This is a genomic window from Streptococcus ictaluri 707-05 (assembly GCF_000188015.2).
Classification (GTDB): domain Bacteria; phylum Bacillota; class Bacilli; order Lactobacillales; family Streptococcaceae; genus Streptococcus; species Streptococcus ictaluri.
In genome coordinates this window covers 101,667-114,866 of record NZ_AEUX02000003.1, presented here as the reverse complement: position 1 = coordinate 114,866, position 13,200 = coordinate 101,667, and the positions used below count along the sequence as shown (strand labels likewise).

Genomic DNA, 13,200 nt, shown 5'->3' with positions numbered 1-13,200 from the left:
TATCCTATTGCATCCATCACAGCGGATAATGGTTCTGAGTTTAGTTTACTCTCAAACTTAGAAGCTGTTGAAGTTTACTTTGCACATCCCTATTCTTCACATGAGAGAGGAAAAAACGAGAACTTCAATGGCCTCCTCAGAGAATATGTCCCTAAAGGAGTCTCACTTAATCCACTAACCTCTGAAGAACTTGACAATTATATTACTGCCATCAATGAGCGCCCAAGACGACTTCTTCAATATCAATCCTCAAAATTCCTGTTTGAGCTATCCCGAACAGCTTAACATCTGGAACTCTAGTTATCTATGAACTGGTTGCACTTGACTTGACAACTTGCGAAAAAATTGAATAAATTGCTTAAAGCTAAATTTCAAGTCCAAGTTAGCCATTTTGCAAAAACACTCTAGGAGATTTGTAATCAAGTATTTTCTTAGGATAATTGTTAATCCAATTTTCAATAATGCGATTTGTTTCTGAGTCGCATTTTTACTTCCCTTTGGTAAACAACGTCGGATCAGTCTATTATGATTTTCATTGGTCCTCCTCTCCCAAGAGGAAAAAGGATGAGCGTAATAGATGTTATCAGGGTCAAAAACCTCAGATAAACGACTAAATTCAGTACCGTTATCTGCTGTAATGGAACTTGATTTGATAATATTGTAAGATGGCTCTCAAAGCGGTATTCACCGAAGAAGCCAACTTATCAGGAATGAGACGAATAATCTAATAGCGGCTCTTACGATCTGTCAGAGTCCAGAGACACTCATGTTTAACCTTTGTCTGAATGACAGTATCAATCTCAAAATCGCCGATATTTTCCCAATTATTGATGTCCCCGGGTCACTCTTGAATGGACTTACCAGAAGGCATAAAGTTGGGACTAGCTTACTTTTTGGGAGTTTTTTTCAGTCTAAGATAAAGCATAGCTTTTGCTAGTAACACCGAGGTAACCATGATGAATCCAGTAGTAGATGGACGATCTATGAGCCTCCACACCTTTGGCTTTTACCATCATCTCCGGCGAGTATTTCTGCTTCAGATAATGCAAAATCTTGTCTTTTAGGGCTTTCGTTAATTTAGCTGGTTTGACAGACCTCTTACGATTATTCTCATAAACTTTTTGAGCATAATCCGTTGAATAGACCAACTCAAACTTACCCTGACGTACTTTTTGTCTGACTTGCCCACGTTTAATCTCATTGTGAATCGTTTGAGGAGCTTTCGCTAATCTTCTTGCTATTTCACGGTTGGAGTATCCTTCTCGAAGCCAACGTTCTATATTTCTGCGGTCGGTTAGTGTTAAATGCTTCCCTTTTGGTGTATAATAGTCTTGCATTTCAGAGTCTTTCTAATTGTTCTTGTCGTGATTACAATTATATCTCTCTGAGATGTTTTTTCATACACTCAAGTGGCTAACTTCATTTTAGAACTTTCGATAAATTGTTTAAATAAAAAAACTTGAAATAAAATTATCAAATTGAAAGCCATAAAAATAGATTAAAGAGATAGGACACAAACATAATTAGAAGTGTTTTCAGATATAAAGTTATTATATTTTAAAAGAAAAATAATTAACTTCTTCCGCTTATAGGCTACCTGTAAAAACGTAAAATTATTTGATATCACTCAGTTTATCATTTAGCTTTACTAACTAAAAAAATTGAAGTCTGTCTTCTGATACACTCTAGATAATCTTTAAGGTTCATTTTAGCACTTTAGAGTCGTTTTCTGCTTAAGAACATAATAAGACTTGTTCCGTCTGTTAGTCTCCTTAAATAGGTGTTTAAACTCATTTAACTCTTCTTATTTCAGGAGTGCTTGATATATCTTTAAAGATAAAGAAGTACTCTGACGAGCCTATAGACAAGTTTTAAGAAGCATATAATCGCCTTTGACAAAATTAATCACTAAAACACCAAAAAACGCCTGCTTACGAAAAGTTTCTATGCTTTAGAGACATTTCGTAAACAAGCGTTAGCTTCATTTTTAACATGTTTAACATGATGAGTGTTACCGCTAGAGAAATTCTCTAGCGGTAGACCAGAGCTAGACTAAGAATAGGTAAAACCTACTCCATCATCATAACACTCAACAAAATTGATAAAAATTATACTAATTCAATGATTGCCATTGGAGCAGCATCTCCACGGCGTGGTTCTGTTTTAAGAATACGTGTGTATCCACCGTTACGTTCAGCATAACGAGGTGCGATTTCAGAGAATAATTTTTGAAGTGCTGAAGTTGAAGTATATTTATCAGTAGCTTCATCATAATTTTCTGATGCGATTTCATTACGTACGTAAGCTGCTGCTTGACGACGTGCGTGAAGATCACCACGTTTACCTAAAGTAATCATTTTTTCAACTGTTTTACGGATTTCTTTTGCACGTGCTTCAGTTGTAACAATTGATTCGTTGATTAAAAGATCAGTCGTTAAATCACGAAGCATTGCTTTACGTTGTGAGCTAGTGCGTCCTAGTTTACGGTAAGCCATTCTGTCCTCCTATATTATTTATCGTTTTTAAGTCCAAGTCCTAAATCAGCAAGTTTTACCTTAACTTCTTCAAGGCTCTTACGTCCAAGGTTACGGACTTTCATCATTTCAGGCTCAGATTTTTCTGTTAAATCAAATACAGTGTTAATTCCTGCACGTTTCAAACAGTTATAAGAGCGTACGGATAAATCAAGTTCCTCGATAGTTCGGTCAAGTACCTTTTCATCGTTCACTTTTTCCGTTTCTTTCATTACTTCAGTTGCTTTAGCAACTTCTGTTAAATCAGTAAAGAGATTTAAGTGTTCGATTAAAACTCGAGCAGATAGACCTAGCGCATCTTCAGGAATAATTGTTCCGTTTGTCATGATTTCAATAGTTAATTTATCAAAGCCATCATTACTACCTACACGGGCAGGTTCTACTTGATAATTAACTTTTTTCACTGGCGTATAGATTGAATCTACTGCCAATGTTCCCACAGGTGCATCATCTTTTTTGTTACCTTCTGCTGGCACATAACCACGCTTTTTAGCAACGGTCATTGTAGCTCTCAAGGAATGTCCTTCAGCAATTGTAAAAAGATAATGATCCGGGTTAACAAGTTCGATATCACTATCTGTAAGAATATCACCAGCTGTAACTTCTGCCGGTCCTTCTACTTCAAGCTCGATAATCTTTTCGTCTTCGACGTATGATTTCACAGCAAGTCCCTTAACATTAAGGATGATTTGCATGACATCTTCACGTACACCTGGGATTGTATCAAATTCGTGTAGTACTCCATCAATTTTGATTGATGTAACAGCTGCACCTGGAAGTGAAGACAAGAGTACACGACGAAGTGAATTACCTAGAGTTGTTCCGTAGCCACGTTCTAGTGGTTCGATTACAAATCTACCGTAATCTTTATTTTCATCAATTTTTGTTATTATTGGTTTTTCAAACTCAATCATCTTTTCACCCCTCGAAACGAAACTTGTGTACTATTTGTTTTATGATTATACACGACGACGTTTGGGAGGACGAGCACCATTATGCGGTACAGGAGTCACATCACGAATTGCAGTTACTTCAAGACCAGCAGCAGCTAGGGCACGAATAGCAGATTCACGACCTGAACCAGGACCTTTTACAGTGACTTCAACAGTTTTAAGTCCGTGTTCTTGTGCAGATTTCGCAGCAGCTTCAGCAGCCATTTGGGCAGCAAAAGGAGTTGATTTACGAGAACCTTTGAAACCAAGAGCACCTGCTGATGACCATGCAAGAGCGTTACCATGCACATCTGTAATCATAACAATAGTGTTGTTAAATGTAGCGTGAATATGTGCAACACCAGATTCAATGTTCTTTTTCACACGACGTTTACGTGTTGGTTTAGCCAATTTTTTTACCTCCTATTTTATTTTTTCTTACCTGCAATCGCAACAGCTTTACCTTTACGAGTGCGAGCGTTATTTTTAGTGTTTTGTCCACGGACAGGAAGTCCACGACGGTGACGGATTCCACGGTATGATCCGATTTCCATCAAACGTTTGATGTTCAAGTTTACTTCACGACGAAGGTCACCTTCAACTTTAATTGCATCAACTTCGCGACGGATTGCATCTTCTTGATCTGATGTTAAATCTTTAACACGGATATCTTCTGAGATACCAGCAGCTGCTAAGATTTTTTTAGATGTTGCAAGACCAATTCCGTACACATAAGTAAGTGAAATTACTACGCGTTTATCATTTGGAATATCAACTCCAGCAATACGAGCCATTTTGTCTCCTTTCTATATTATCCTTGACGTTGTTTGTGTTTTGGATTTGTTGGACAAATCACCATAACACGACCGTTACGACGAATTACTTTACAGTATTCGCAAATTGGTTTAACCGATGGTCTTACCTTCATGTTTTAATCCCTCCAATTATTTCGACTATTTAAAGCGGTATGTGATTCGTCCACGTGTTAAGTCATACGGACTCATCTCTACAGTAACACGATCACCCACTAAAATACGAATGTAATTTTTACGGATTTTTCCTGATACAGTTGCTAGAATCTGATGTCCGTTTTCTAATTCAACAGTAAACATTGCGTTTGGCATGGTTTCAACAACTTTGCCTTCAATTTCAATCACGTCTTCTTTTGCCACGCAAAAGTACCCCCTAAATTTCGATTTGATGTCCTCTGAGCACAGAGGTAACAATTATAAGTCAGACTAGCCTATTATATCACTTGACTTCCAGTTTCGCAAGTTATTTATGATATTTTATTTTAGGTTTTCGATGACTTTTTTGATATCTACAAAAACATCAGAAATATCTTTATTTCCGTCAATATCATTTACAATCCCTGCTTTACGATAATGATCTAAAATTGGTTGACCTTGTGCGATATTAACATCCAAACGACGTTTAACAGTTTCTGGTTTGTCGTCCTCGCGTTGGTAAAAATCATTTTCATCGTAATCACCAGCTGGTGGGTTGAAAATTTTATGGAAAGTTTCACCTGTTTTTTTGTTAATAATGCGTCCGCTTAGTCTCTCAATCAATGACTCAGGATTAACATCGATATTGATAACACCATCCAATTGAATATTTAATGCTTTTAGCGTTTCATCTAAGGCATATGCTTGTTCAATGGTTCTTGGGTAGCCATCTAATAAAAAGCCTTTTTCTTTAATATCTTCTTGTGATAAACGTTCTTTAACAATACCATTTGTCACTTCATCTGGCACTAAATCACCTTTATCGATATAAGATTTAGCAAGAACTCCCATTTCTGTTTGGTTTGTCATTGCCGCACGGAACATATCACCCGTTGAGATATGAATGAGACCAAACTTCTCAACAATCTTTGCTGCTTGAGTTCCTTTACCTGCACCTGGTAAACCCATGATTAAAAGATTCATTTCTTTCTCCTCTTTTGAAATAAATGTGATAGGAAAGTTTTCCTTTGTTTTTGTTTTCAAATAACCATAAGAATACAATAATTCTTACAGTTATCAAAAAACAAAATAGAAGGTTGACAAGGTCAACCTATATTCTATTCTGCAATATTCATAAATCCGACATATTTTCTCTTGAGTAGGTAACCTTCAAGTTGTTTCATGCCTTCAATACCTGTTGAGATCAAAATAAGCAAACTAGTACCACCTAGAGCAATACTAGAAGAAAGGTTAAGGGCTTGTTGCGCAGCAATAGGTGCTAGTGAGATAAAGGCTAGGAAAATAGCTCCAACAGTCGCTAATTTTTTAAGCAATGATGACATAAATTCTTCGGTTTCTCGTCCAGGTCGAACACTTGGAATATAAGACGAGTTCTTCTGTAGATTTTCAGCTGTTTTCTCAGGATTTACTTGTACAAAGGTATAGAAGAACGAGAATAAAATAATCAAAACTGCGTAAACAATCATTCCTACAGGTGTTTGATAATTAAACAACTCCTGTAGTCGTGATAGCCATGGAATATCTCTACCATTTTGAAGAAACGGTATGATAGTACTTGGAATCGTTGTAATCGAGCTTGCAAAGATAACGGGAATAACGCCAGCTGGATTGACTTTGAGTGGAAGGTATGAACTTGTTGGTGCTCCCTGAACAAGTTTTGTATATTGGATTGGGATTTTATATTCCGCTTGTTGCACATATGTCGTGAAGAAGATGATTGCTAACACTGCTAAGATAAGTACTCCTACAATCAAATAAGAAGTCTGTAAATCACTCGCTTTAACGTTAACAAAATAATCTTCACGGATGGTTGCGATGGCATTTGGAATTGAAGAAATGATACCTGCAAAGATAATCATTGAGACGCCATTTCCAAATCCTTTATCAGTGATTTGTTCTCCAAGCCAAGTCACAATCACACTACCAGTTGTTAACAATGCTCCAATTAACAAGTAAGTCTTAACATCAGGTGTCTTTACTAGGGCTACACTTGATAAAGCATTGAAACCTGCAGTAATACCAATCGATTGAGCAAAAGCTAGAACTAAAGAGATGTAGCGAGTCGCTTGATTTAACTTACGACGACCAACTTCACCCTGTTTACCCCACTCAACAAATTTAGGTAATATATCCATTTGCAAAAGTTGAACCACAATCGACGCTGTAATGTAGGGACTAACACCCATTGAAAAAACTGAAAAGTTTCTCATAGCATTACCACTGACAAGGTTCAACATATTTAGAAAGGGAAGTTCACTCAGTTGCTCTAAGCTTTTTGCATTTACACCTGGTACGGTGATGTGTGTTCCAATACGGAATACGAGTATAATAAAGATTGTGAAAAATATTTTATTTCGAACATTCTTTATCTTCAATGCATCTTTAAGTATTTTTAAGAACATAATGAGTTTCCCCTCATTAGATAACTTCTACTGAACCGCCTTTAGCAGTGATTGCTGCTTCAGCAGATTTTGAGAATTTAGCTGCTTTAACAGTCAATTTTTTAGTCAATTCGCCGTTACCTAATACTTTAATACCTGATTTTTCAGCATGAACAATACCAGCTTCTTTAAGAACAACCGGTGTTACTTCTGTACCATCTTCAAAGATATTTAATTGATCAAGATTAACAAGCGCATATTCTTTTGTATTGATGTTTGTAAAGCCACGTTTTGGAATACGACGGAACAATGGAGTTTGTCCACCCTCGAAACCTAGACGTACTCCGCCACCGCTACGAGCTTTTTGTCCTTTTTGTCCACGTCCAGATGTTTTACCATTACCTGATGAAGAACCACGTCCAACACGGTTACGTACTTTACGAGAGCCTTCAGCAGCTTTTAATTCATGAAGTTTCATTTTTTCTCCTTTTGTTGTAAAATGCTAGCGCCTCTATGAGAAGAAAGGACCTCCCCTAGAAACTCGCCTATACATTATTTTAATCGTTTGAAACGATTGATTACTATATGCACTAACCGACCACTGTGTGTTGTAAAGATTATCAACTCACAAAAGTCGGTTTTATGCACTAATTAGTTTTCTGAAAATAAGGTCTTTTGTTTAAAGTCTTATTTTACTTCTTCAACAGTAACTAAGTGAGAGATTGCTGTAACCATACCACGGATAGCAGCGTTATCTTCTTTAACTACTGAAGAGTTTAATTTACCAAGTCCAAGGGCAACAACTGTTTTACGTTGCTCTGGCTTACGTCCGATTGGAGACTTAGTCAAAGTAATTTTAATTTGAGCCATGATGATCCCCTTTCTTATGCTAAGTCAGAAACTGAGATGCCACGAAGTGCGGCAACTTCTTCTGCACGTTTAAGTTGTTTCAATCCTTCAACAGTTGCACGAACAATGTTGATTGGTGTGTTTGAACCAAGTGATTTTGAAGTAATATCAGCAACACCTGCTAATTCGATGACGGCACGAACTGCACCACCAGCGGCAACTCCAGAACCCTCTACAGCTGGTTTTAACAATACTTTTGCTCCACCAAAGTTAGTGAAAACTTCGTGAGGAATTGTAGTTCCAACCATAGGTACTTCGATCATGTTCTTTTTAGCAGATTCAACTGCTTTACGAATAGCTTCTGGTACTTCTTGAGCTTTACCAGTACCGAATCCAACGTGTCCATTTCCATCACCAACAACTACAAGAGCCGCAAAACGAAGACGACGTCCACCTTTTACAACTTTTGTAACGCGGTTAATCGCAACAACGCGTTCTTCAAGTTCAACTGCATTATCTTTAAATGCCATTATTTTGTGTCCTCCCTATTAGAATTTCAATCCGTTTTCACGAGCTGCATCAGCCAAAGCTTTAACACGTCCGTGATAGAGATATCCACCGCGGTCAAACACCACTTCAGAAATACCTTTAGCCACTGCACGTTCAGCAACAAGTTTGCCGACTACAACGGCTTTTTCAGTTTTTGTTCCTTTTGAAACGTCTTTATCAAGAGTTGATGCACTTGCGAGCGTTACACCCGCTACGTCATCAATAACTTGAGCGTAGATGCCTGTATTAGAACGGAAAACGTTCAAACGTGGGCGTTCTGCAGTTCCAGAGAGTTTACCGCGAACGCGACGGTGGCGTTTTTGGCGGATTTTGTTTTTATCTGGTTTCGAAATCACAATTTTCACCTCTTAATTTTATCAGTTTGTCTAGTTGACAGTTTGTAAATAGAACCAGTTAGGTAATCGGTTAAAAGACTTAACCATCACCCAACTAAGATCATTATTTACCAGTTTTTCCTTCTTTAAGGCGTACATATTCACCAACGTAACGAATACCTTTACCTTTATAAGGTTCTGGTGAACGTAAGCTACGGATGTAAGCAGCAGTTTGACCAACAACTTCTTTGTTGATTCCTTCAACTGCAATTGAAGTTGGGTTAGCCACAGTGAAAGTGATTCCTTCTGGTGCTTCAACTTCATCCTGGTGAGATTTACCTACTGAAAGGACAAGTTTTGTGCCTTGAAGTTGAGCACGGTAACCAACACCTTTCATTTCAAGGTTTTTCTTGAAACCTTCAGAAACACCAACGATCATGTTGTTCAAGTTTGCACGAGAAGTACCATGAATTGTTTTCATTTCTTTTGAATCGTTAGGACGTACAACTGTAATTTCAGTCCCTTCAACTTTGATTTCAATATTTTTGTTGAACTCACGAGTGAGTTCGCCTTTAGGGCCTTTAACAGTAACAACGTTGTTGTTATTTGTTAATTCAACACCTGCAGGCATAGTAATTACTTTATTACCAATACGTGACATGTTTATTTTCTCCTGTTAGATTGTCAAGCCGCAAAGCGACTAGTTTTCACGGGGTGAACTAAGATACTAAGGGCGAAAAAGGCAAAGTGAAAATAGGAAACTTTACTATGAAACGAAAGTTTCTAGAAAAGTTTATCTTTTTCACACAGTCTTTAGCCCGTGTTCAATTAGCTCTTTTACGTTTGCTAGATGATTGTGCCCATATCTGAACACAGCCGACGAACTGCCATCTAAAATAGACAAACTATTTTGTTTGCAAGCAAACTACAACAGTTTTCTAATTTTAGATTGTTCGTTACGGCTTTTGTATCATAATTTTACCAAACGTAGGCGATCACTTCTCCACCAACATTTTTTTGGCGAGCTTCTTTATCAGTCAAAAGACCTTCAGAAGTTGAAATGATTGCAATTCCAAGTCCGTTAAGAACTTTAGGAACGTCATCACGTTTTGCGTAAACGCGAAGACCTGGTTTTGAAATACGTTTTAAGTTAGTGATAACACGCTCACCGTTTTGTCCGTATTTAAGGAACACACGGATGATACCTTGTTTGTCATCTTCGATAACTTCAACGTTTTTCACAAAACCTTCACGTTTAAGGATTTCAGCAATCCCTTTTTTAATGTTTGAAGCAGGTACTTCTAACACTTCGTGTTTCACTTGGTTAGCGTTACGAATACGTGTTAAAAAGTCTGCAATTGGGTCAGTCATAACCATTTTTATTTTCTCCTCTTACTAGCAGTTTGATTCTATCACTTACTAGTTAATGTTGTCCTTAAAGGACTTTGGTATCAGCTTATGCTCACACCGTTTTAATTAAGCACAAGACTTAATCTGAAAGACAAATTAAGTCTTGTGTCATATTTTTACCAAGAAGCTTTAACAACACCTGGGATTTGACCTTTGTAAGCCAACTCACGGAAGCAAACACGGCAAAGTTTGAATTTGCGGTAAACTGAGTGTGGACGTCCACATTTTTCACAGCGAGTGTAAGCTTGTGTTGAGTGTTTCGCAGGACGTTTGTTCTTAGCAATCATAGATTTTTTAGCCAATTTATTTACCCCCTATTATTTTGCAAAAGGCATTCCAAGGCCTTTAAGCAATTCACGTGATTCTTCGTCAGTATTTGCAGTAGTGACGATTACGATATCAAGACCACGTACTTTATCAACATCATCAAAGTTGATTTCTGGGAAGATAAGTTGTTCTTTCACACCAAGAGTGTAGTTACCACGTCCATCAAAAGATTTTGTTGGAACACCATGGAAGTCACGAACACGAGGAAGTGAAACGCTAACCAATTTGTCTAGGAATTCGTACATACGTTCGCCACGAAGTGTCACCTTCGCACCGATCGCAACACCTTCACGAAGACGGAAGCCAGCGATTGATTTCTTAGCTTTAGTAATAAGTGGTTTTTGACCTGAAATAAGTGCTAATTCAGCAGCAGCTTTTTCAAGGTTTTTTGCGTTTGATACAGCATCACCAACACCCATGTTAAGAACGATTTTCTCAACTTTAGGCACAGCCATTACTGATGTGTAATTGAATTTCTCTGACAACGCAGGAATTACTTCGTTAGTATATTTTTCTTTTAAACGATTTGCCATTATGCTTCTCCTTTCCTTCGTGATTAATCAAGCACTTCGCCTGATTTTTTGTTGTAACGAACTTTTTTGCCGTCGACAACTTTGTAACCAACACGTCCAGCTACACCATTTTTATCAAGAACTTGTACGTTTGACACATGGATTGGAGCTTCTTTTTCGACGATAGCTCCTTGAGGGTTTTCTGTGTTAGGTTTTTGGTGTTTTTTAATCATACCAACACCTTCAACAACAACTTTGTTTACTTTTGGAAGTGCTTTAAGAACTACAGCTTCAGTGCCTTTATCCTTACCAGCAATTACGCGAACTTTGTCGCCTTTTTTTACAAACATTCTGGGTTTCTCCTATTTTTTCTTACGCCCTTAGGGGCACCCTAGGTAAACCTAGGGGACTTAGTTCGTTTAATTTTTGAAAAATTAAAGTACTTCTGGTGCAAGTGAAACGATCTTCATGTAGCCACCTTCACGCAATTCACGTGCAACAGGGCCGAAGATACGAGTTCCGCGAGGAGTTTTATCATCACGGATGATTACTGCAGCGTTGTCGTCAAATTTGATGTATGAACCGTCTGGACGGCGAGCACCAGTTTTTGTACGAACGATAACAGCTTTAACCACGTCACCTTTTTTAACCGCTCCACCAGGAGTAGCTTGTTTTACAGAAGCAACGATTACGTCGCCGATGTTAGCGAATTTACGTCCTGAACCACCAAGAACTTTGATAGTCAAGATCTCACGAGCACCGCTATTATCAGCAACTTTCAAGCGAGTTTCTTGTTGAATCATTTCAATTTTCTCCTTTTAGTTTGATTAGATAATAACAGCTTCTTCCACAACCTCTACAAGACGGAAACGTTTTGTAGCTGATAGTGGACGAGTTTCCATGATACGAACGATATCGCCTTCTTTAGCAAGGTTCTTTTCATCATGTGCTTTGTATTTTTTAGAATAGTTGATACGTTTACCATAGACTGGGTGGTTACGTTTTGTTTCAACTACAACAGTGATTGTTTTGTCCATCTTGTCAGATACTACACGTCCAACAAGGGTTTTACGTTGATTACGTTCCATTATTAGAATTGCTCCTTTCCCAATCTATTATTTCATTTCAGATTGCACAGTTTTTACACGTGCAATTTGTTTTTTAACTTCGTTCAAACGAGCAGTTTGATCAAGTTGACCTGCTGCAGCTTGAAAACGAAGGTCGAAAAGTTCTTTTTTGAGTTCGTTTTCTTTTTTAGCAAGCTCTTCTTGAGACAAGCCACGAAGCTCAGCAACAAACTTTTTGATTTCTTCAAGTTTCATGTCTTCTCCTTATTCTGCTTCACGTTTTACGAATTTGCATTTAACTGGTAATTTGTGGCTAGCAAGACGAAGTGCTTCGCGAGCGATTTCTTCAGAAACACCAGCGATTTCAAACATTACTTTACCACGTTTAACTGGTGATACCCAACCTTCAGGAGCACCTTTACCAGAACCCATACGAACCCCGATAGCTTTAGCTGTGTAAGATTTGTGAGGGAAGATTTTAATCCAAACTTTACCACCACGTTTCATGTAACGAGTCATAGCGATACGAGCAGCTTCGATTTGACGGTTAGTAATCCATGAGCTAGTTGTAGCTTGAAGACCATATTCACCAAAATCTACAGTTTTTCCACCTTTAGCTTCACCACGCATTTTCCCACGGAACTCACGACGGTGTTTAACACGTTTAGGTACTAACATATGTTATTTGCCTCCTTTAGTGTTTTTACGAGTTGGAAGAACTTCACCACGATAGATCCAAACTTTAACACCAAGTTTACCATATGTAGTGTCTGCTTCTTCCCAAGCGTAATCGATATCAGCACGAAGTGTGTGAAGTGGAACAGTTCCTTCTGAGTAACCTTCAGCACGAGCGATATCAGCACCGTTCAAACGACCAGATACTTGAGTTTTAATCCCTTTAGCACCTGCACGCATTGTACGTTGGATAGCTTGTTTTTGAGCACGACGGAAAGCAACACGTTGCTCAAGTTGACGAGCAATGTTTTCACCAACAAGGTGAGCATCAAGATCTGGTGATTTGATTTCAATGATGTTGATGTGTACTTGTTTTCCAGTTAATTTGTTAAGTTGAGCGCGAAGAGCGTCAACGTTTGCGCCACCTTTACCGATAACCATACCTGGTTTTGCAGTGTGAAGTGAAACAATAACTTTATTTACAGCACGTTCAATTTCGATAGTTGAAACTGAAGTTTCTGCCAATTCTTTGTTAATGAATTTACGGATTGCAAGATCTTCATGAAGGTAATCCGCGTATTCTTTTTCAGCATACCATTTCGCATCCCAGTCACGGATGATACCGACACGCATACCAATTGGATGTACTTTTTGACCCACG

At 38.1% G+C, this 13,200-nt stretch carries 23 protein-coding genes and 1 pseudogene; 1 reads left to right on the top strand and 23 read right to left on the bottom strand.

The features are described 5' to 3' along the window. Positions 1-285: IS30 family transposase (locus STRIC_RS02625; RefSeq protein ID WP_008087749.1), on the top strand; the 285-nt coding region annotated here is incomplete at its 5' end. 97 nt (positions 286-382) lie between these two features. On the opposite strand, the pseudogene STRIC_RS11715 reads toward STRIC_RS02625, so the two are convergent. The 23 genes and pseudogenes from STRIC_RS11715 to rpsC form a co-directional block, all read right to left on the bottom strand. Continuing rightward, a pseudogene (locus STRIC_RS11715) lies at positions 383-1,337 on the bottom strand (IS30 family transposase). A 771-nt stretch (positions 1,338-2,108) separates the two neighbouring features. Further along, positions 2,109-2,495: a 50S ribosomal protein L17 gene (gene rplQ / locus STRIC_RS02615; protein ID WP_003104597.1), complete on the bottom strand. Its 387-nt coding sequence runs from the start codon at positions 2,493-2,495 to the stop codon at positions 2,109-2,111. A 14-nt stretch (positions 2,496-2,509) separates the two neighbouring features. Beyond that, positions 2,510-3,448, bottom strand: coding sequence for a DNA-directed RNA polymerase subunit alpha (locus STRIC_RS02610; protein WP_002986607.1), 939 nt, complete (start codon positions 3,446-3,448; stop codon positions 2,510-2,512). A gap of 45 nt (positions 3,449-3,493) precedes the next feature. Next, positions 3,494-3,877, bottom strand: coding sequence for a 30S ribosomal protein S11 (rpsK, locus tag STRIC_RS02605; protein ID WP_001118387.1), 384 nt, complete (start codon positions 3,875-3,877; stop codon positions 3,494-3,496). 17 nt (positions 3,878-3,894) lie between these two features. Further along, positions 3,895-4,260, bottom strand: coding sequence for a 30S ribosomal protein S13 (gene rpsM / locus STRIC_RS02600; RefSeq protein ID WP_003046081.1), 366 nt, complete (start codon positions 4,258-4,260; stop codon positions 3,895-3,897). A gap of 17 nt (positions 4,261-4,277) precedes the next feature. Continuing rightward, complete coding sequence (rpmJ, locus tag STRIC_RS11710; RefSeq protein WP_000868345.1) at positions 4,278-4,394, bottom strand: 50S ribosomal protein L36; 117 nt, start codon at positions 4,392-4,394, stop codon at positions 4,278-4,280. A gap of 25 nt (positions 4,395-4,419) precedes the next feature. Beyond that, positions 4,420-4,638 (bottom strand): translation initiation factor IF-1, encoded by a 219-nt coding sequence (infA, locus tag STRIC_RS02595; RefSeq protein ID WP_001040189.1) that lies wholly within the window; start codon positions 4,636-4,638, stop codon positions 4,420-4,422. A 117-nt stretch (positions 4,639-4,755) separates the two neighbouring features. Further along, entirely contained in the window at positions 4,756-5,397 is a 642-nt protein-coding gene (locus tag STRIC_RS02590) for an adenylate kinase (protein WP_008087750.1), read from the bottom strand. Between the two features lie 134 nt (positions 5,398-5,531). Further along, on the bottom strand, positions 5,532-6,836 hold the full coding sequence (gene secY, locus STRIC_RS02585; RefSeq protein WP_008087779.1) for a preprotein translocase subunit SecY: 1,305 nt from the start codon (positions 6,834-6,836) through the stop codon (positions 5,532-5,534). 16 nt (positions 6,837-6,852) lie between these two features. Continuing rightward, entirely contained in the window at positions 6,853-7,293 is a 441-nt protein-coding gene (gene rplO, locus STRIC_RS02580; protein WP_008087543.1) for a 50S ribosomal protein L15, read from the bottom strand. Between the two features lie 209 nt (positions 7,294-7,502). Next, complete coding sequence (rpmD, locus tag STRIC_RS02575) at positions 7,503-7,685, bottom strand: 50S ribosomal protein L30 (protein WP_008087762.1); 183 nt, start codon at positions 7,683-7,685, stop codon at positions 7,503-7,505. A 14-nt stretch (positions 7,686-7,699) separates the two neighbouring features. Next, positions 7,700-8,194 carry a 30S ribosomal protein S5 gene (gene rpsE, locus STRIC_RS02570; protein WP_008087683.1) on the bottom strand — a complete coding sequence of 165 codons (495 nt, stop codon included), beginning with the start codon at positions 8,192-8,194 and terminating at the stop codon, positions 7,700-7,702. Positions 8,195-8,212: 18 nt separating this feature from the next. After that, the gene (gene rplR / locus STRIC_RS02565; protein ID WP_008087784.1) at positions 8,213-8,569 is read right to left on the bottom strand and encodes a 50S ribosomal protein L18; all 357 of its coding nucleotides are present in this window, start codon (positions 8,567-8,569) and stop codon (positions 8,213-8,215) included. Positions 8,570-8,672: 103 nt separating this feature from the next. Further along, complete coding sequence (rplF, locus tag STRIC_RS02560) at positions 8,673-9,209, bottom strand: 50S ribosomal protein L6 (protein ID WP_008087560.1); 537 nt, start codon at positions 9,207-9,209, stop codon at positions 8,673-8,675. A gap of 317 nt (positions 9,210-9,526) precedes the next feature. Next, on the bottom strand, positions 9,527-9,925 hold the full coding sequence (rpsH, locus tag STRIC_RS02555; RefSeq protein WP_008087598.1) for a 30S ribosomal protein S8: 399 nt from the start codon (positions 9,923-9,925) through the stop codon (positions 9,527-9,529). 149 nt (positions 9,926-10,074) lie between these two features. Next, positions 10,075-10,260 (bottom strand): type Z 30S ribosomal protein S14, encoded by a 186-nt coding sequence (locus tag STRIC_RS02550; protein ID WP_002987746.1) that lies wholly within the window; start codon positions 10,258-10,260, stop codon positions 10,075-10,077. 15 nt (positions 10,261-10,275) lie between these two features. Continuing rightward, entirely contained in the window at positions 10,276-10,818 is a 543-nt protein-coding gene (rplE, locus tag STRIC_RS02545) for a 50S ribosomal protein L5 (RefSeq protein ID WP_008087625.1), read from the bottom strand. Positions 10,819-10,841: 23 nt separating this feature from the next. Further along, positions 10,842-11,147, bottom strand: a complete 306-nt coding sequence (rplX, locus tag STRIC_RS02540; RefSeq protein ID WP_003046059.1) for a 50S ribosomal protein L24 — start codon at positions 11,145-11,147, stop codon at positions 10,842-10,844. An 84-nt stretch (positions 11,148-11,231) separates the two neighbouring features. After that, positions 11,232-11,600, bottom strand: a complete 369-nt coding sequence (rplN, locus tag STRIC_RS02535) for a 50S ribosomal protein L14 (RefSeq protein WP_000615920.1) — start codon at positions 11,598-11,600, stop codon at positions 11,232-11,234. A gap of 24 nt (positions 11,601-11,624) precedes the next feature. Further along, entirely contained in the window at positions 11,625-11,885 is a 261-nt protein-coding gene (gene rpsQ / locus STRIC_RS02530) for a 30S ribosomal protein S17 (protein WP_003049116.1), read from the bottom strand. A gap of 27 nt (positions 11,886-11,912) precedes the next feature. Beyond that, a complete protein-coding gene (gene rpmC, locus STRIC_RS02525) occupies positions 11,913-12,119 on the bottom strand; it encodes a 50S ribosomal protein L29 (protein WP_003046054.1) in 207 nt (68 codons plus the stop codon). A gap of 9 nt (positions 12,120-12,128) precedes the next feature. Further along, positions 12,129-12,542 (bottom strand): 50S ribosomal protein L16, encoded by a 414-nt coding sequence (rplP, locus tag STRIC_RS02520; protein ID WP_008087732.1) that lies wholly within the window; start codon positions 12,540-12,542, stop codon positions 12,129-12,131. 3 nt (positions 12,543-12,545) lie between these two features. Then, on the bottom strand, positions 12,546-13,199 hold the full coding sequence (rpsC, locus tag STRIC_RS02515) for a 30S ribosomal protein S3 (RefSeq protein WP_008087545.1): 654 nt from the start codon (positions 13,197-13,199) through the stop codon (positions 12,546-12,548). Position 13,200 lies beyond the last annotated feature (1 nt).